Source organism: Rhizomicrobium sp., from assembly GCA_037200985.1.
Taxonomy (GTDB): domain Bacteria; phylum Pseudomonadota; class Alphaproteobacteria; order Micropepsales; family Micropepsaceae; genus Rhizomicrobium.
This window is the reverse complement of sequence record JBBCGJ010000001.1, coordinates 2,222,257-2,239,285: the sequence shown is the minus strand read 5'-3', so window position 1 is coordinate 2,239,285 and position 17,029 is coordinate 2,222,257. Positions and strand designations below refer to the sequence as shown.

Sequence of the window (17,029 nt, the reverse complement as noted above, 5' to 3'; positions counted from 1 at the left end):
GAAAGTCCGAAAGCGCGGGAGATCGCGCCCATAACAGGGGAATGAGACATGACCTCGACAACCGCAAAGAGTTCGCAATCGGCGTCGCTGCGCACGCCCACCGATCTGGGCGCCAACGCGACCAAGGACATCGCGGGTGCGCTGAATCTGCTTCTGGCCGACACCTTCGCGCTCTATCTCAAGACCAAGAACTTCCACTGGCATATGTCGGGCCCGCACTTCCGGGACTATCACCTCCTGCTCGACGAGCAGTCGGACCAGATCTTCGCGATGACCGATCCGATCGCGGAGCGCGTGCGCAAGCTCGGCGGGACGACGCTGCGCTCGATCGGCGAGATATCGCGCGCGCAACGCATCCTCGACAACGACGCGGAGTTCGTCACGCCGCTCGACATGCTCGCGGAGCTTCGCGACGACAATCGCCAGCTCATCGCGGCGATGCGCGAAGCCCATGTCACCTGCGAGGAGCATGGCGATGTCGCGACGACCAGCCTCATCGAAGTGTGGATCGACGAGACCGAGCGCCGCGCCTGGTTCCTCTACGAGGCCAGCCGGACCGGCGAAGCCGCGGGGCGCTGAACGGCCGGCGGAACGGACGCGGTATCGGATGCGTGCCGGCCCGTTTTTGCGGCGCGCCAGCCGCGCGGTTTTGGCCCTGGCGGCCCTGTCGGCTGCAATGATGGCGACGCCGGGCGGCGGCGCCCGGGCCGGGGATTTGCCGGCGCTGTCGCAGATGGCCGACGGCTCGACCGTCGACCTCGGTACGTCCGGCGTGTTGCACATCTATACCGCGCGTCTGCCGTCCGGCGGGCTTCCGCGCCGCGATGCCGTGGTCTCGGCGCTGATCGCGATCCACGGCTTTCCGCGTGACGCCAATCGGACGCTGGGCGCCGCGGCGCTCGCGGCGAAACGGGCGGGACGCGAATCCGATACGATCGCGGTCGCCCCGCTGTTCCAGGTGTCCGCCGCCGGTCGCTGCGAATTTCCGGGCAATCCCGGCGCGCAACCGGGCGATGCCGTATGGACCTGCGACTCGTGGCTTGATGGCGGCGCGGCCGAAGGCGCCGGGCCGACCTCGTTCGGGGCGATGGATCTGCTTGTCGCTGATCTCGCGCGGCGTTGGCCGCACCTGCGGACGATCACCGTCGCGGGCTTTTCCGCCGGCGCGCAATTCGTCCAGCGCTATATCGGCTTCGCGCGGCCGGCGGTGCGCCTGCGCTATGTCGTTTCCGATCCGGGGACGTGGCTCTATTTCGATCCGGAGCGCCCCGTGCCGCGGGCCGGCGCTTGGGGACGCTGCCGCGACGCCGCTTGCGACTTCACATGGCGCGGCGCGGGGACAGCCTGCTCACAGGCAAACAGATGGAAATACGGAACCGAAGGGCTTCCGGCCGTGCTGGGATCGTCCGCCGACGCGGCGCGTGCGCGCTATGCCGCCGCGGATATCACCTATCTGGAAGGTGCGCTGGACGCGGGTAGACGCCCCGATACGTACTATGGACTTCTCGACAAATCCTGCGCGGCGGAGCTGCAGGGGCCCGATCGTCTGCACCGCGGGCTTGCCTATGCCGCCTATGACCGGCGTTTCCTTTCCGCCGATCACACGCTGGCGATCGTCCCGGGATGCGCGCACGAGGTGACATGCGTGTTCCCGTCCCCGACCGCCCGCGCGGCGCTTTTTGCGCATTAGCTCAGGGAATGCGAAACGCTCGCGGGCTCCCGTGCGTCGCACGAGAACCCGCAAGCGGGGCAGGGATCACTTGTCGGTGGAAGGATATTTGATCGAACCCTGCAGGTGACTGATCACGTCCGCCGCCGCATAGGCGTGCGGATCGTCCGGCTTGGCGCCGTGACCCATCGTGATCTCGACCGTCGCGGTATAGCGGCTGATCTCCTGCACATCGATGGGCGCCAGCGCGGCGGAACCCCAATAGCCGCTGGCCCAGCCGAAGCGGCGGCCGCCATAGACGTTCCAATACCCGCCCGGCCAGCCGGCGAAGTAGGGATCCGGGTCGCTGAAGTAGCTGGTCTTCTTGTCAGTGTGGCGGTCGACGGCTTCGTACCAGTCATAGCCCTGCTGCACGGTGAGCTGGGCCGAGCGGAACATCAGATAGCGCTCCACGGTGTCGCGCGAGGTCAGGCTGTTGCCCGAGAACTCGACCTTCCAGCGGTCGGATTCGATCTGCTGCTCGCTGTATCCGCCGGCGGACGGATGATCGGCCGATTCCGGCTGGTAGGGGGTTGCGGTGGTGCAGGCGGCCAGCCCGAGGCCCGCCGCGATGACGAATGCAAATGGCTTCATGTTTGGTCTCCGTATGGGATCTGATCGGCGCCCGATCGTTCGAGGATGTCCGGGATCAAGCCCGCCGCTAACGTGGCGGTCGAAGGGAGGGCATTGAATTGAACGAAGGTATGACGGAACTTTCGGCAAGCCCGACCGGCGGTCGGCGCCGGAATGCGCGCCGTCGGGATCGACGGCAATTCGCACGGCGCCGGATCGCCGGATTGGACAGAACCGCTTGCGACGGCGCGGCGCGCCAACAAACCTAGGTATGATCGGCATCGGCCGATCCGGCGCCTATCGTGCGATGTGGCCGTTGTCATTGCAGATCGACGGCAAAAGCGGGGGGACCCCGGATGAGCGCGCTTCTGGCCGAGATCATCGACGCGCATGGCGGAACGGAGCGCTGGCGGCGCTACGAGAAGGTCGAGGCGACCATCGTCAGCGGCGGCGGCTTCTTCGCCTTGAAGGGGCTCTTGCAGGACGCGGCCCCGCGGCGGATGACGGTGTGGCTGCATGAGGAACGTTCCTCGGTCCAGCCCTACGGCGCCGCCGACCAGCGCTCGATGTTCACGCCCGGGAGAATCGCGGTCGAGAAGCTCGACGGCAGGATCGTGGCGGAACGCCGCGCGCCGAAGGATTCCTTCGCCGGCCATCAGATGAACACCCCATGGGACCCGCTGCAGCGGGCCTATTTCAACGGCGAGGCCCTGTGGACCTATCTCACGACGCCGTTCCTGCTCGCGGCGGCGGGCGTGCAGGTGGAGGAGACCGAACCCTGGCGGGAAGGCTCGCAGACCTGGCGGGTGCTGCGCGCCTGGTTTCCCGATTCGATCGAGACGCACAGCCAGGTTCAGGATTTCTTCTTCGACGAAAGCCTCATGCTGTGCCGCCACGACTACAATGTGAATATCGCGGGCGGGTTCGGAGCCTCGCAGCTCACCTCGGACTATGTCGCGGTGGACGGCATCCGCCTGCCGACGAAGCGCCGTGCCTATACGCGCGGGCCCGACCGGCGCCCCGTTCCGGAAATGCTCATGGTGTCCATCGACATCGGCGAGGTGAGCTTCGCCTGAGCGCAGCCTATTGGAGCGCCTTCGCCAGTTCCTCCCAGGATTTGACGCCGGTCGCGCGGTAGATGACGGCGAGATGCTTCTTGAGCGCCTCGTTGCTGATGCCCGCCGAGGTCAGGCTGTCGGCGCGCGTGCCGCCGAGCGCGGCGACCAGCGCGATGGAACGCTGGAGCGGCGACAAGGTCAGGTCGAGGATGTTCTCGATGGTCTTGAGGCGTTTCGGCCGCTCCACTTCGAGCGAAATCAGCACCCGCGCGGCTGTGTCCGCGGCCGGCGCGTGCAGCGGCGTGGCGATCAGGCGAAGCCGTCCGAGCGGCATGTCCAGCGTGTCCTGGACGACCGGCGCGGTCTCCAGGCGGCGGCAGAGATTTTCAGCGAAGGCCGGCGGTAGCGTCATGGGGCCGGCGAGACGGACGTTCTGGCCGACGATGGTGCAGGCCTTCAGGATCTGCGAGGCCTCTTCGCTCATCGCGAGCAGCCTGGTGCCGGTGCGGTCGACGAGCAGATACCCGCGCATGTCCGATCGCTCCCACGGGCCGGCGGCCGATTGGCGTTCGATGGCGCGCTTCAGATGCGGCAGCGCGTGCGCGAGACTGGGCGCGTCGGCGTCGTCGAACGGATTCTGCCTTTCGCGGAACAGCATGACGACGGCGCGCGCCTGGTTCGCCACGTCCACCCGCAAGTCCAGCGTATGGAAATGTCCGCTCGCGCGGACCAGGAGATTGAACGTGTTGGAGCGGAAATATTCGAGCCCGGGCTTCATCAGGAAGCCGGCGGGCCTGCCGGTCCCGACGGCAATCTGGGAGACATCGATTTCCGACGGGCCGGTGAAGAGGCGCTCATACTCTTTGACGAACAGGTCGAGCGCGGAAGCGGCGGCGTTCTCGTGGAAGATGCCGGCCGGCATGCCCCGCTCGTCGAGCCAGAACAGCGATACGGCCGCGGCGTCGAAGATTTCGCGCAGCGTGCGGCAGATGGCGGGTGCGATCGGCGCGATTCCGACGCCGGCCCGGCAGAGCAGGTCGAGCTCGTGCCATTTTCGCTTGCTTCGATACGGCATGACAGGGAGCCGATCACGGCCCGGCCGGTCGCTCTTTCAAAAAATGCATTCGAATTTCGGAAACAGGCCTAAAACGTCGCCCGGCACGCCGATCCGGCCGCATGTGCCGATCCGGGACGAGGCACATCGAAAGACCGCCAGTTGAAACTCAATCGCATGATCATGGCGGTCGCGCCGGCGTCGCGTGTGCCGGAGGCGCAAGAATATTTTCACCCTGTCAAGCGGCGCCGGTCCGGCATGCCGGTTTTGCCATGTTAAAAGTCGCGAAGAAATGCAAAGAAGGAAGCGCCGGGACCTTCGAGTTTGGGGCCGCAATGGGCGAGGCATTCCGAAGCAGCAGAGACGTCGTCGCATTCGGACCGTTTCGCCTGTTCATCCCGCAGCGTCGGGTCGAGAGATCGGGTGAACCGCCGGAGCCCGTGGCGATCGGCGGCCGCGCGCTCGACCTTCTGATCGCCCTGACCGATCGGGCCGGACAGGTCGTGGGGCGGCGGGAGCTGATCGACCTCGTCTGGCCGGATGTCGTCGTCGAGGATTCCAATCTTCGGGTGCAGATGACCGCCCTCAGGAAGGCGCTGGGCGGCGGCGCGGACGATCCCCAGTACATCGTCAATGTTCCCGGCCGCGGCTACAGCTTCGTCGCGCCGATCCGGCGCTCCGTCTCGGATAGCGCCGCGCCGGCCCGCGCGGGATCTCCAGAACCTCTGACGCCTTCGGCACCCCAGCGGCTCCTGATCGGCCGGACGCAGACCGTCGCCGCGCTGGCCTCGCAACTCTTGTCGCAGCGCTTCGTCACCATTGTCGGACCCGGCGGCATCGGAAAAACCAGCGTCGCCATGGCGGTCGCCGACGAGCTGCGACGGGAATTCGGCGACGACGGGGTCCGCTTCGTCGATCTCGGCTCGCTGGCCGATCCGGCAGATGTCGCGAGCGCGGTCGCATTGGCGCTCGGATGCTTCGTCCAGGGTGTCGATTCCGAGCTGTCCATCCTGGCCTTTCTGCCCGGCAAGCGGATCCTGATCGTGCTCGATTGTTGCGAGCATGTGATCGCGGCCGTCGCGCGGCTGACCGAGCGCCTTTTCCGCGGCGCGCCGTCGGCGCACCTTTTGGCGACCAGTCGCGAGGCGCTGCGCGCGGAAGGCGAGAACGTGCATTTGCTCGTGCCGCTCGCCGCTCCGCCGGACACCGCGCCGTCCGTCGCCCAGGCGCTGGCCTCGCCGGCGGTGCAGCTCTTCATGGAGAGGGCGGCGTCCAGCGGATATCGCGCCGAGCTCGGCGCCGGCGAAGCCCCGATCGTCGCGAGCATCTGCCGCCAGCTCGATGGGATCGCGCTGGCGATCGAGATCGCCGCCAGCCGCGTGGGCACTTTCGGCATCCGGGGAACCGCCGATCTCCTCGACAGCGGCGCCGGGCTGCTTCTGCAAGGCCGGCGCGGCGCGTCGCCCCGGCATCAATCGCTGCAGGCCCTGCTCGACTGGAGCTTCGGCCTGCTATTGGCAGACGAACAGAAAATCCTCTGCCGGCTGTCCGTGTTCGTCGGCCAGTTCACGCTGGAGGCGGCGCATGCCGTCGCCGGCGACGCCGATAGCAGCACGCAGTCGGTCGCCGGCGCGATCGCGAGCCTGGTGGACAAGTCCCTCGTCCAGATATCGTCGGCCGGCGGATCGACGCATTACCGCCTTCTGGACACGACACGCGCCTATGCCGCCGCCCGGCTCGCCGAAGGCGACGAGGCCGAAGCGATCGCAAGACGTCACGCCCGATATTTCGCCGCCCTGCTCAAGGCCGGCGAGGCCGCGGAAGCGGGCTTTTATCCCCGCAACGTCACCGCCTACCTGCCGCATATGGGCAATGTCCGCAACGCGCTGGAATGGAGCTTTTCGGCGTCGGGCGACCGTGCCATCGGCGTCGAGCTCGGCGCGCGGGCGGCTCTGCTGTTCCTGGAGGTCTCCCTGTTCGCCGAGTGCCAGCGGTGGTGCCTGCGGGCCTTGGGGGCGCTGGATGAAACGGATCGCGGGACGCAGCGGGAGCTGGAGCTCCAGGAAGCTCTGGCGACATCGTTCATATATGCCGGGGGCGACGGCGAAAAATTCCGCGCAGCCATCGAGCGCGGCCTGGAGATCGCCGAGACCTTGCAGGATTGCCGCCATCAGCTTCACCTGCTCGGCGAACTCAATGTGATCCTGTCGCGTCGCGGCGATTTCAGCGGCGCCTTGGCGGTGGCCGAACGAAGCGTCGCCATCGCCAAGGCCAAGGGAAATGCATCCGACGCCGCCGCCGCCGCATGGATGCTGGGCTCGGCGTATCACCTGACGGGCGACCAGGCGGCGGCGCTCCGGAACTGCGAGTTCGGCTTTCGGCTGATATCGAACGCCGCGGAAGCGAAGATAGGCTTCGTCGGGACCGACTACAGAATAAGAGGCTTCGTTATTCTCGCCCGCGCCTTGTGGCTGAACGGGCTTGCCGACCGGGGCCGCCAGGTCGCGCGCGACGGCATCGCGGTGGCGGACGGCTCCGGCCACATCGCGGCGCGCTGCGTCGCGCTTCTTTATTCCGCGCCCGTTTTCCTCTGGAGCGGGGATTTGGAGGCCGCTTCGCATCACACCGAAGCGTTGTTCGAACAGGCCGAAAAATATTCTCTTGCCTCCTTTCGCGCCGGCAGCCTTTCGCTGAAGGGCCAGCTCATGCTCGCGCATGGCGAAATCGGGCCGGGCGTGGCGCAGTTGCGGGACGCACTGCAGGCCATGGAGGACAGCCAGCATCACATCATGACGTTGGCGACATGGAGCGCCCTGGCCGATGGGCTGGCGCGCTCCGCGCGGCCCGACGATGCGCTTGCCACGATAGACGAAGCCCTGGCGCGGGCCGAGACGTCCAAGGAGGTGTTGTGGCTGCCGGATTTGCTGCGGACGCGCGGTGAGGTTCTGCTGACGCTGCCGCGGCCGGATCCGGCCGCCGCCGAGGAATCGCTGCTCCGCTCGATCGATTGCGCCGCCAGGCAATCCGCCTTGAGCTGGGAACTGAAAGCGGCGATCCCACTCGCGCGTCTGTGGCGAGACCAGGGCCGCGCCGGCCAGGCGAGAGCGATGCTCGAAGACCTTCATGGCCGGTTCACGGAAGGTTTCGCAACCCAGAACCTCGTTGCCGCGCGCCGGCTTCTCGACGAGCTCGGAACGGCCGCCTGAGGCGCGCTTTCGTTCGGCATCCGTCCTGATGTGAAAATTTAGCAACAATTTACAACGCTGAACTCGCATCGCGACGCGATGCGCGGGAATCTCCAGGCGCAGAAATTCGCCATGCCGGAGGGTCGCCATGCCTGGTCCAGTTGCGTGTACGGCAATCGCGGGCGCGGGACGTTTCGCGCGGTCCGGCGGCAGGCCCCGGCGGGCTGTTTCGAACCGGGACATGCGTTGTTGGACGCGACCGTCCAATGCCGGTGACAAATGTTCAAGAAATTCTTCCCCGGTGGGGGAATATACGCCGTGCCTCGGCGGAGGAATGCTAGGTCGATCGCATGAGTGCGATCAGCGACGGCCGAAGGCCGCGGTGCCCTTCTTCGGAGTTGCGTCATGACTGACACGACACTCGCTTCGACACACGAACACGCACCCGCCGGCATGGATGTCCTGCGCTATACCCGGCCGACCGCCATGGACGTCAGCGGGGCGCATATCGCGCACGAGGTCAACCAGCCGCTGGCCGCGATCCTGATCAACGCGAATGTCGCCATGCTGTGCCTGACGAAAGGCACGCCGGATCTCGACGAGGCCAAGCAGGCCATCGAAGACATCATCGGAAGCACCCATCGCGCCTCTGCCGTCGTCAGATGCGTTCGCGACCTCATCCGGGACGTCCCTCCCGTGGTGGCCGACATCGACATCAACGACGTGATCGAAGACGTCCTCAAGCACATGCGCTTCGACCTGCGCCGCCACGGCGTCGCGGTCGAGACCGAACTCGTCGAAGCGCTCGCGCCGATCGAGGGCGATCGCGTGCAATTGGAACGGGTCGTCGCCAACCTCGTCGCGAACGGCATCGACGCGATGAGCGCGGTGAAGGACCGGCGGCGAACGCTGCGGATCAGCACGCAGCTCACCGAGCGGTCCGAAGTGCTGATCGCCGTCGAGGACACCGGCACGGGAGTCGATCCGGCGAACATCCACCGCATCTTCGATCCGCTGTTCACCAGCAAGGTCGACGGCATGGGCCTGGGGCTGTCGATCTGCCGGTCCATCGTCGAAGCGCATGGCGGCCGGTTGTGGGCGACGCCCAGCCATCCGCACGGCAGCGTATTCCGCTTCGTCATTCCGGCCGCGTCGCCGCAGGGCGATGCGCGCGCGCCGCGCATCAGGTCGCGAAGCGCGGCCTGCATGACGACGCTGCCGCGCAAGAGCCGGGGACGGACGGACTTCGACCGGACGGACGCGCCGGGCCGGGATTCGGACCTGGTGACCTAAACCAAGGTATCGCCCGGGCAAACGCAAAGGGGGGCGGCGCAGCCGCAGGTGCAATCGAAAGCAGGAGCGTCCAATTCCATCCTCTTGCGCGACGGGGGCAACCGCCAGACCGCAACCCAGGAGCCAGAATATGAATACGCCCAAAGCCTGCTTGGCCTTCGTGGCCGCTTCCCTCCTTGCAACCGCCGCGCCGATCGCCGCGAGCGCCGCCCCGGTGAAGAACATCGTGCTCGTCCACGGTGCCTGGGCGGACGCGTCGGGCTGGAAGGGCGTCTACGACATCCTCTCCAAGAAGGGTTTCCATGTCGCGATGGTGCAAGAGCCCGAGACCTCGCTCGCCGACGACGTCGCCGCGACGCGGCGCGTGATCGACCAGCAGGACGGCCCCACCATCCTCGTCGGACACAGCTATGGCGGCTCGATCGTCACCGAGGCCGGCGTCGATCCGAAGGTCGTGGGCCTGGTCTATGTCGCGGCGCATGCGCCGAATGTGGGCGAAGACGAATCGGCCCTCGGCGCGAAGACGCCGAGCGTCCTGGCCAAGCTGTCCGGAGCGATCGTGAAGTCGCCGGACGGGTTCACCCATCTCGCCCCGGAACTCTTCGTGAAGCATTTCGCGCCCGATCTGCCGCACGCGCAGGCCGTGTTCATGTCGCATTCGCAGGTCTACGCCCAGGCCTCGGTCTTCGCGACGCCGCTCACGGCCGCCGCCTGGACAACCAAGCCGAGCTGGGGAGTCATCGCCGGCGGCGACCAGATCATCAACCCCGATCTGGAGCGCTGGTACTACACGCGGGCCAAGAGCCACATCACCGAGATCAAGGGCGCCAGCCACGCGGTATACGCGTCGCATCCGGCCGAGGTCGCGGCGGTGATCGTCGAGGCCGCCCTGCACGCGGAGAATTCCACGGCCAGCGCCGAGCGCTAGGCGCGCCGCGGAGCACGGTCGGCGGCGATCGCCGGAAGTCCCGGGATCGCCGCCGTTCCGACCCACGATCTCTGACCTCGGACATGCGAAAGCCGTCCAGGAGCGAACATGACGACGAATTGGCAACAGGGCCGCGACGCGCGCCAGGCCCGCCTGGAGGCCGGCGCGAAATTCGCGCAAGGCAAGCTCGTCGCGGCGCGTGACGTCACGCGCCTGCTCGAAGCCGTCCTGCGGCCCGGCGACCGGGTCTGCCTGGAAGGCGACAACCAGAAACAGGCGGACACGCTCTGCGCCGCGCTGGTCGCGGTCGACCGCGCCAGGGTGAACGATCTGCACATGGTGCAGTCCGGCGTCGTCCTGCCCGAACATCTGGACCTGTTCGACAAGGGCGTCGCCAAGAGGCTCGACTTCGCCTATTCGGGCCCGCAAGCGGCGCGCATCGCGACCATGCTGTTCGGCGGCAAGATCGACCTCGGGGCGGTGCACACCTATCTCGAACTCTTCGCGCGCTATTTCATCGACCTCACACCGAACGTCGCGCTGATCGCGGCGGTGAGCGCCGACCGCGAGGGAAATCTCTATACCGGCCCGAACACCGAGGACACGCCGACCATCGTGGAGGCCACCGCCTTCAAGGACGGCGTCGTCATCGCCCAGGTGAACGAGATCGTCGACAAGGTGCCGCGCGTCGACATCCCGGCCGACCGGGTGCATTTCGTCGTCAAGGCGGACAAGCCGTTCTTCGTCGAGCCGCTCTTCACCCGCGATCCTGCCGCGATCACCGAAGGCCAGATCCTGACCGCCATGCTGGCGATCAAGGGCATCTACGCGCCCTATGGCGTCAAGCGGCTGAACCACGGCATCGGCTTCGATACCGCGGCGATCGAGCTTCTGCTGCCGACCTATGGCGAGAAGCTGGGGCTGAAGGGCAAGGTGGCGACGCGCTTCGCGCTCAACCCCCATCCGGCCCTGATCCCGGCGATCGAATCGGGCTGGGTCGAGCAGATCCATTCCTTCGGCTCGGAAGTCGGGATGGAGAACTACATCCGCGCCCGGCCGGACATCTATTTCACCGGCCCCGACGGTTCGCTGCGCTCGAACCGCGCCTTCAGCCAGACGGCGGGCCTCTATGCCTGCGACATGTTCATCGGCTCGACCTTGCAGATCGACCTGCAGGGCAATTCCTCGACCGTCACGACCTCGCGCGTGTCGGGCTTCGGCGGCGCGCCGAACATGGGCGCGGATGCGCGGGGCCGGCGCCATCCGAGCGGCCCCTGGCTGCAGGCCGGCAAAGAGGCCGATCCCGACGGCGCGCCCCTGCTGCGGCGCGGCCGCAAGCTGGTGGTGCAGATCGGGGAGACCTTCGGCGACAAGAACGTGCCGCTGTTCGTCGAGCAGCTCGACGCCATCGCGCTGGCCGAGAAGCTCAAGCTCGATCTCGCGCCGGTGATGATCTATGGCGACGACGTCACGCATATCGTGACGGAAGAGGGCATCGCGAATCTCCTGCTGTGCCGCGGCGCCGAGGAGCGCGAGCAGGCGATCCGGGGCGTCGCCGGCTACACCGCGATCGGCCGCGGCCGCGACGCGAAAGCGGTCCAGCGCCTGCGCGAGCGCGGCGCGATCACGCGGCCGGAGGATCTGGGCATCGATCCGCTCGATGCCGATCGCAGCATGCTGGCGGCGCGCTCCATCAAGGACCTCGTCCACTGGTCGGGCGGGCTCTACGCGCCGCCGTCGAAATTCCGCAACTGGTGAGAAGGGGAACGGCGCCATGGAAGATCTGAATTTTCATCACACGGTCGGGCAGCGTGCCGGCGGCGCCCGGAAGATGGCGATCATCGGCGTCGTGGCGTCCGGCAATCTGGAGGTGCTCGCGGAGCGCGTGCTGCCCGATGGCGAATGCCTGGTGGAGATCAAGACCGCGGCCGAGGGCTTCGGCGAGGTGTGGAGCGCCGTGATCGCCGACTTCGTCGAGCGCTACCCGACGGGCGGGCTCAGGTTCTCCATCAATGACGGCGGCGCGCGGCCGGACACCGTCGCGCTCCGCCTGGCGCAGGCGGTCCGCTTGATGGAGGACGGCCGATGAGCGCAGTCCATTCCCCGTCCGACGAAATGACGAGCTGGTACGAGGTCTCGGCGCGTAGGCGCGTCGACCTGCTGCTCGATGCGGGAAGCTTCGGGGAGTTCATCGGGCCGGAACAGCGCGAGATCAGCCCGCATCTGAAAGTGTTCGATCTCCCCGAGGAATTCGACGACGGCATCGTCGTCGGCCGCGGCATGCTGGGCGGATCGTCGGTGTTCGTCGCGGCGCAGGAAGGCCGCTTCATGGGCGGCGCCTTCGGCGAAGTGCATGGCGCCAAGCTGACCGGCCTGCTGCGCGCCGCGCGGGACATCAAGTCCGTCCCGGTGCTGATCCTGTTCGATACCGGCGGCGTGCGCCTGCAGGAGGCCAATGCCGGCGAGCTCGCCATCGCCGAGATCATGCGCGCCGTCATCGAAGCCCGGCTTGCGGGCGTCAAGGTTGTGGGGCTGATCGGCGGCCGCGCCGGATGCTATGGCGGCGGCGGTTTGATCGCCGCCTGCTGTTCGGCGCTCGCGGTGTCGGAGCAGGGCCGCATCGCGGTGTCCGGCCCGGAGGTCATCGAGACCAATCGCGGCGTCGAGGAGTTCGATTCCAAGGACCGCGCGCTGGTCTGGCGCACCATGGGCGGCAAGCATCGGCGGCTGCTCGGCGGCGCCGACGCCTTCGCCGACGATACCGTTCTGGCTTTCCGCGCCGCCGCTTTGGACCTGCTCGGTTCGGTCGGCGGTTTCGGTGTCGACATCCTGCGTGCCGAGCAGGCGCGCCTGGAAGACCGGCTGAAGCGGTTCGGCGCCTGCGCCGATGCCCTCGACATCTGGGCGGCGGAGGGCATCGCGGACGCCGCCGCGATCCCGGGAATGCCCGCGGGTCAATTCATCCTGATCGCCGACAGAGTGCGGAAGGACCAGCCATGATGCTCGATGATGTCCTTGCCGCGCTGTTTCCCGGCGGCCATGACGTGAAGACCGATGGCGGCGTGCTGTTCGGATCGGGTGCGTTGCGCGCCGGCGGCCGCGCCCTGGTCATCGGCGTCGCGAATCGGACGGCGGTGGGCGTGGATGAGGCGATCCGCCTGTCCCGGTTCGTCCTGGATTCGCTCGAGACCGGCAGCGGTCCGATCCTGGTCGTCGTCGACAGCGACAGCCAGCGCATGAGCAAGCGCGATGAACTCCTGGGGCTGAACGAGTTTCTCTCCCATCTCGCCAAATCCCTCATCTTCGCGGACATCCAGGGGCGGCCGACCATCGGTCTGCTTTACGGCCACACCGCCGCCGGCGCGTTCCTGGCGACGGCGATGGCGACGCGCGTGCTGGTGGGATTGCCGGGCGCCACTCCGGCCGTGATGGACCTGCCGTCGATGTCCAAGGTGACGAAGCTGTCGATGGAGGTCCTCGAGGCGAAGGCCAAGTCCACGCCGGTGTTCGCGCCGGGCCTGCAAAATCTCGCACAGACCGGGGCGGTGCATCTGACCTGGGAGCCAGCCGTTCCGCTGGTCGACCAGCTGGAGGCGCTTCTCGCCGACATGCCCGATGCCCGCGACCGGCGGGGCGAGCTCGGCAAGCAGCGCGGCGGCCGGTTGAAGGCACGGGATATCGCGGAGCGCGTCCATGACCTTGCACTTCAGACCCATTGACCGGCCGATGCGCCGGCACGAGCTGATCTATGTCAGCCTGGCGGCGTGGCATTCGCTGCTCGCGACCCGGAAGGATCTGGCCGCCGAACCGCTCGTGGCGCAGTGGGTCGACAAGGGCTGGCCGTTGATCGGGCGGCGCGCCGCGCCCGGCGAGCGTCCCGGCGTTCCCCTGGGCCTGCCATTGCCGCCTTCCGCCGGCAAGCGGCGGCTGTCCTTCGTCGTGCCGCCCGAGCATATCGTCTCGACCGCGCCGCCGCCGACGCTGAGTTCGGTCAGCCGCCTGGCGCCGCGCGCCTGGTGGCCGGCCCTCTACGATCTCGACGAACTCGCCGCGGAACACGGCGTGGACGCGCGCGTGTTCGGCAGCCTCGCCTGGCACGCGCTCACGGGCCTGGACTACCTGACCGGCCGCTCCGATCTGGACCTTCTGCTGCACGTCCATCGCGATACGGATCTTCCCTGCCTCACCGCGGGCATCGCGGCGATCGAGGCCTCGGCGCCGATGCGCGTGGACGGCGAACTGATCCGCGACGATGGCGCCGCCGTGAACTGGCGCGAAATCCGGACGGGCGCGCGCGAGATCCTGGTCAAATCCGCCCGCGGCGTCGCCCTGCTCGATGCGCGCCTGTTCCTCCGCGAGGAGATGTCGTCATGACGCCCGGTCCGGCGCCGGGCGTGGCCCGCCCTCGTCCTTCGGTGGCGCGCCCGTGGCACATCCGCGGTGCCGGCGCCATCGCGGCCAGCGCCGTCGACTGCCTTCTGCTGGAGCTGGAGACCTGGCCGAAGCCCGGCCTCGTGAGTCACATCGACTCCGGCAGTCACGCCGATATGGACGTGGACACGTTCCGCCGCAGCGCCGCGGCCATCGAGCCCCACTTCGGCGCCCTGGCGGATGCCGGCGCGCGCGGCGAGGGGATGGGACGTCTGAGGATCATCGGTCTGGAAGCCGAGGCCGCCATGTTCGCCGCGACCTCGGGGATCAACACGCATCGCGGCGCGATTTTCGGTCTGGGCCTCCTCTGCGCGGCGGCCGGCGCGCGGGCCGCCGGATGGAGCGATCCGACATGGTCCCTGGGCGATACGGTTTCGCAGCTTTGGGGTGCGAGCATCCTCGACGGTCCCGTGCTTCTGCACAGCCACGGCAGCGGGGCGCGCCGCCGCTTCGGCGCCGGCGGCGCCCGCTTGGAAGCGGCAAGGGGATTTCCCAGCGTCTATGGCGTGGGCGTACCCGCCCTGCGGCGCGGCGCCCGCAAGGCGCCCGACGACTGCGAGGCGGCGCGGGTCGAAGCCTGTCTGGCGCTGATCGCGATCCTCGAAGACACCAACCTGCTGCATCGCGGCGGACCGGCGGGCCTTCGCTTCGCTCAGCGGGCCGCGCGGCGCTTTCTCGAGGCGGGCGGCGTCGGCCAGCCGGGCTGGCGCGCCCATGCCCAATCGATCCATGAGAATTTCGTCGCGCAGAGGCTCAGTCCCGGCGGCTCGGCCGACCTGCTCGCCATGACCCTGTTCGTCCATGCGAATGAAAGACCGCCGTGGCGATGACCGAAGCGATCCTGCTGGCGTTGGCGCCGGTGTTCTTCGTGCTGCTGCTCGGCTATGGCGCCGGGCGGTATCGTCTCGTCGAGAACCACCATGTCGACGGGCTCAATGCGCTGGTCATGAGTTTCGCCCTGCCGGCGTCGCTGTTCGTTGCGACGGCCAGCGCCCCGCGCCGCGAGATGCTGGCGCAGGCGCCGCTGTTCGTCATCTTCGGCGGCATGATGCTGGCGGTGTTCCTCGCCTGGTATTTCTATTCCCGGGCCTTTGCGCAGACCTCCAAGGCCGACGCGTCGCTGCAGGCGCTGACCATCGCCTTCCCCAACCTCGCGGGCGTCGGCCTGCCCATCGCCTCGTCGGTGATCGGACCCGGCGGAACGGTGCCGCTGGCGGTCGCGCTGGCGGCCGGCTCGATCATCATCAGTCCGCTCTCGCTGATCCTGGTCGAGATGAGTCTGCACAAGCCCGAAGCAGCGACCGGCTCCCGGGCGATGCGAATTCTCGGCGCACTCAGGCGCGCGGTCACCAAGCCTGTCGTCCTGGGCCCGGCGCTCGGCATCCTGTTCTCCCTGACCGGCTTGTCGCTCGATCCCGTCGCGCGGGCGTGCCTGAGGCTCGTCGGCGAGGCGGCTCCCGGAGTCGCGCTGTTCCTGACGGGCCTGGTTCTGTCGTCGCAGGCGTTCCGGCTGGACTGGAACGTGGTGGGCGCGACCGGCCTGGCCGACGTCATCCGGCCGCTGCTGACGGCCGCCATCGTCTTCGTCCTGCCTGTGCCCACGGACGTCGCGAAGATCGCGATCCTGCTCGCCGCGGTGCCGTCGGGATTCTTCGGGATATTGTTCGCCGTGAATTATCGTTTGGACTCCGCGAGCGCCGGCTCCATGGTCACCGCCAGCACCGTGTTCAGCATCGTGACCATGGCGGTCGCGATCGGGGTGCTCTATCCGCAGTGAGGCGGCGCCATGACGCTTGCGATCCTGTGCTCCGGACAGGGCCGGCAGCATCCCGGCATGTTCGCCCTGACCGGCGAGGCGCCGGAGGCGGCTGGCCTGTTCGCGCACGCGGCGACGTTGCTGCGCGGCCGCGATCCGCGCGAGCTTGTCCGCACCGAAAGCAGCGAGGCCCTGCATCGCGACCGCGCCGGTCAGATCCTCTGCACGCTGCAGGCCCTGGCCGCGGCGGCGGCGCTGCGCGAGACGCTGCCGGGCGGGATCGTCGTTGCCGGATATAGCGTCGGCGAGGTGGCGGCCTGGGGCGTCGCAGGTCTTTTGGACATGACCGACACGCTGGATCTCGTCGCGCGCCGGGCCGACGCGATGGACGCACACTCGCTGCCCGGGGACGGGATGCTGTTCGTCCGCGGCCTCTCGCGCGACGCCGTCGACGGATTGTGCGCACGCCACGATGCCGCGGTCGCGATCGTCAACCCCGGCGATGCCTTCGTGATCGGCGGAAGCCGCGCGGCGCTGAACGGCCTCGCCGCCGAGGCGAAAGCGATGAACGCGTCCAGGGTCGACGTTCCGGTGGAGGTGGCATCGCACACCAAGCGGCTCGCCGCGGCCTCCGTCGAATTCCGCGAAATCCTCCGCCGTGTTCCGGTGAAACCCGCGCCGCCATCCGGCACGCGCCTTCTGAGCGGGATCGATGCCTCGCCGGTGCTCGATGCCGAGAGCGGCCTCGACAAGCTGGCGACCCAGATATCGCACACGGTGCGGTGGGCCGACTGCCTGCAGGGCTGCATCGAAGCCGGCGCGACGGCCTTTCTCGAACTCGGCCCCGGCGCGGCGCTGCGCGGGATGGCGGCGGACACCTATGGCGGCGTCGAGGCCCGGTGCCTGGAAGATTTCAGAAGCCTGTCAGGCGCGCGCTCCTGGCTGGCGCGGATCGGCGCGGAAGGGACGTAACGTCAGCTTCGAAGCGTTTCCTTTTGACGGCGCGCGTGCGATTCCTATTCGCCGATTTTCCGAAAGGTTGC

The 17,029-nt window shown here is 68.0% G+C and carries 16 protein-coding genes; 14 read left to right on the top strand and 2 right to left on the bottom strand.

The features are described 5' to 3' along the window. The first annotated feature begins 48 nt into the window (after positions 1–48). Entirely contained in the window at positions 49–579 is a 531-nt protein-coding gene (locus WDN01_10885; GenBank protein ID MEJ0026523.1) for a DNA starvation/stationary phase protection protein, read from the top strand. A gap of 100 nt (positions 580–679) precedes the next feature. Further along, the gene (locus tag WDN01_10880; GenBank protein ID MEJ0026522.1) at positions 680–1,690 is read left to right on the top strand and encodes a hypothetical protein; all 1,011 of its coding nucleotides are present in this window, start codon (positions 680–682) and stop codon (positions 1,688–1,690) included. A gap of 66 nt (positions 1,691–1,756) precedes the next feature. Here WDN01_10880 and WDN01_10875 read toward each other — a convergent pair whose 3' ends face one another. Continuing rightward, a complete protein-coding gene (locus WDN01_10875; protein ID MEJ0026521.1) occupies positions 1,757–2,302 on the bottom strand; it encodes a hypothetical protein in 546 nt (181 codons plus the stop codon). A gap of 335 nt (positions 2,303–2,637) precedes the next feature. On the opposite strand from WDN01_10875, the gene WDN01_10870 reads away from it, so the two are divergent. Continuing rightward, positions 2,638–3,357 (top strand): hypothetical protein, encoded by a 720-nt coding sequence (locus WDN01_10870; protein ID MEJ0026520.1) that lies wholly within the window; start codon positions 2,638–2,640, stop codon positions 3,355–3,357. 7 nt (positions 3,358–3,364) lie between these two features. On the opposite strand, the gene WDN01_10865 is transcribed toward WDN01_10870, so the two are convergent. Beyond that, complete coding sequence (locus WDN01_10865; GenBank protein ID MEJ0026519.1) at positions 3,365–4,414, bottom strand: hypothetical protein; 1,050 nt, start codon at positions 4,412–4,414, stop codon at positions 3,365–3,367. 314 nt (positions 4,415–4,728) lie between these two features. Between WDN01_10865 and WDN01_10860 the strand changes: the two genes are divergently transcribed. From WDN01_10860 to WDN01_10810, 11 genes are all read left to right on the top strand, one after another. Further along, a complete protein-coding gene (locus WDN01_10860) occupies positions 4,729–7,599 on the top strand; it encodes a winged helix-turn-helix domain-containing protein (protein MEJ0026518.1) in 2,871 nt (956 codons plus the stop codon). Between the two features lie 384 nt (positions 7,600–7,983). Beyond that, positions 7,984–8,871 carry a HAMP domain-containing sensor histidine kinase gene (locus WDN01_10855; GenBank protein ID MEJ0026517.1) on the top strand — a complete coding sequence of 296 codons (888 nt, stop codon included), beginning with the start codon at positions 7,984–7,986 and terminating at the stop codon, positions 8,869–8,871. A 130-nt stretch (positions 8,872–9,001) separates the two neighbouring features. After that, positions 9,002–9,799 carry an alpha/beta hydrolase gene (locus tag WDN01_10850; GenBank protein ID MEJ0026516.1) on the top strand — a complete coding sequence of 266 codons (798 nt, stop codon included), beginning with the start codon at positions 9,002–9,004 and terminating at the stop codon, positions 9,797–9,799. Positions 9,800–9,907: 108 nt separating this feature from the next. Next, positions 9,908–11,557 (top strand): malonate decarboxylase subunit alpha, encoded by a 1,650-nt coding sequence (gene mdcA, locus WDN01_10845; protein MEJ0026515.1) that lies wholly within the window; start codon positions 9,908–9,910, stop codon positions 11,555–11,557. Between the two features lie 16 nt (positions 11,558–11,573). Beyond that, positions 11,574–11,888 carry a malonate decarboxylase acyl carrier protein gene (mdcC, locus tag WDN01_10840; protein MEJ0026514.1) on the top strand — a complete coding sequence of 105 codons (315 nt, stop codon included), beginning with the start codon at positions 11,574–11,576 and terminating at the stop codon, positions 11,886–11,888. Then, positions 11,885–12,799, top strand: a complete 915-nt coding sequence (locus tag WDN01_10835; GenBank protein ID MEJ0026513.1) for a biotin-independent malonate decarboxylase subunit beta — start codon at positions 11,885–11,887, stop codon at positions 12,797–12,799. Before mdcC ends, WDN01_10835 begins: the two co-directional genes overlap by 4 nt. Then, positions 12,796–13,518: a biotin-independent malonate decarboxylase subunit gamma gene (mdcE, locus tag WDN01_10830; protein MEJ0026512.1), complete on the top strand. Its 723-nt coding sequence runs from the start codon at positions 12,796–12,798 to the stop codon at positions 13,516–13,518. Before WDN01_10835 ends, mdcE begins: the two co-directional genes overlap by 4 nt. Beyond that, on the top strand, positions 13,493–14,173 hold the full coding sequence (mdcG, locus tag WDN01_10825) for a malonate decarboxylase holo-[acyl-carrier-protein] synthase (protein MEJ0026511.1): 681 nt from the start codon (positions 13,493–13,495) through the stop codon (positions 14,171–14,173). The genes mdcE and mdcG overlap by 26 nt, the downstream gene beginning before the upstream one ends. Further along, positions 14,170–15,060 carry a triphosphoribosyl-dephospho-CoA synthase MdcB gene (mdcB, locus tag WDN01_10820; protein MEJ0026510.1) on the top strand — a complete coding sequence of 297 codons (891 nt, stop codon included), beginning with the start codon at positions 14,170–14,172 and terminating at the stop codon, positions 15,058–15,060. The genes mdcG and mdcB overlap by 4 nt, the downstream gene beginning before the upstream one ends. Continuing rightward, positions 15,057–16,007: an AEC family transporter gene (locus WDN01_10815; protein ID MEJ0026509.1), complete on the top strand. Its 951-nt coding sequence runs from the start codon at positions 15,057–15,059 to the stop codon at positions 16,005–16,007. The genes mdcB and WDN01_10815 overlap by 4 nt, the downstream gene beginning before the upstream one ends. A gap of 9 nt (positions 16,008–16,016) precedes the next feature. Beyond that, positions 16,017–16,958: an acyltransferase domain-containing protein gene (locus WDN01_10810; protein MEJ0026508.1), complete on the top strand. Its 942-nt coding sequence runs from the start codon at positions 16,017–16,019 to the stop codon at positions 16,956–16,958. The last annotated feature ends 71 nt before the right edge of the window (positions 16,959–17,029 follow it).

Excerpts from the sequence above, each read along its gene's own strand:
- WDN01_10855 (MEJ0026517.1), top strand. The coding sequence starts at position 7,984 with ATGACTGACACGACACTCGCTTCGACACACGAACACGCACCCGCCGGC.
- WDN01_10815 (MEJ0026509.1), top strand. The coding sequence starts at position 15,057 with ATGACCGAAGCGATCCTGCTGGCGTTGGCGCCGGTGTTCTTCGTGCTG.
- mdcE (MEJ0026512.1), top strand. The coding sequence starts at position 12,796 with ATGATGCTCGATGATGTCCTTGCCGCGCTGTTTCCCGGCGGCCATGAC.
- WDN01_10865 (MEJ0026519.1), bottom strand. The coding sequence starts at position 4,414 with ATGCCGTATCGAAGCAAGCGAAAATGGCACGAGCTCGACCTGCTCTGC.
- WDN01_10860 (MEJ0026518.1), top strand. The coding sequence starts at position 4,729 with ATGGGCGAGGCATTCCGAAGCAGCAGAGACGTCGTCGCATTCGGACCG.
- WDN01_10875 (MEJ0026521.1), bottom strand. The coding sequence starts at position 2,302 with ATGAAGCCATTTGCATTCGTCATCGCGGCGGGCCTCGGGCTGGCCGCC.
- WDN01_10885 (MEJ0026523.1), top strand. The coding sequence starts at position 49 with ATGACCTCGACAACCGCAAAGAGTTCGCAATCGGCGTCGCTGCGCACG.
- mdcB (MEJ0026510.1), top strand. The coding sequence starts at position 14,170 with ATGACGCCCGGTCCGGCGCCGGGCGTGGCCCGCCCTCGTCCTTCGGTG.
- WDN01_10850 (MEJ0026516.1), top strand. The coding sequence starts at position 9,002 with ATGAATACGCCCAAAGCCTGCTTGGCCTTCGTGGCCGCTTCCCTCCTT.
- mdcC (MEJ0026514.1), top strand. The coding sequence starts at position 11,574 with ATGGAAGATCTGAATTTTCATCACACGGTCGGGCAGCGTGCCGGCGGC.
- WDN01_10870 (MEJ0026520.1), top strand. The coding sequence starts at position 2,638 with ATGAGCGCGCTTCTGGCCGAGATCATCGACGCGCATGGCGGAACGGAG.
- WDN01_10810 (MEJ0026508.1), top strand. The coding sequence starts at position 16,017 with ATGACGCTTGCGATCCTGTGCTCCGGACAGGGCCGGCAGCATCCCGGC.
- mdcA (MEJ0026515.1), top strand. The coding sequence starts at position 9,908 with ATGACGACGAATTGGCAACAGGGCCGCGACGCGCGCCAGGCCCGCCTG.
- WDN01_10880 (MEJ0026522.1), top strand. The coding sequence starts at position 680 with ATGGCGACGCCGGGCGGCGGCGCCCGGGCCGGGGATTTGCCGGCGCTG.
- mdcG (MEJ0026511.1), top strand. The coding sequence starts at position 13,493 with ATGACCTTGCACTTCAGACCCATTGACCGGCCGATGCGCCGGCACGAG.
- WDN01_10835 (MEJ0026513.1), top strand. The coding sequence starts at position 11,885 with ATGAGCGCAGTCCATTCCCCGTCCGACGAAATGACGAGCTGGTACGAG.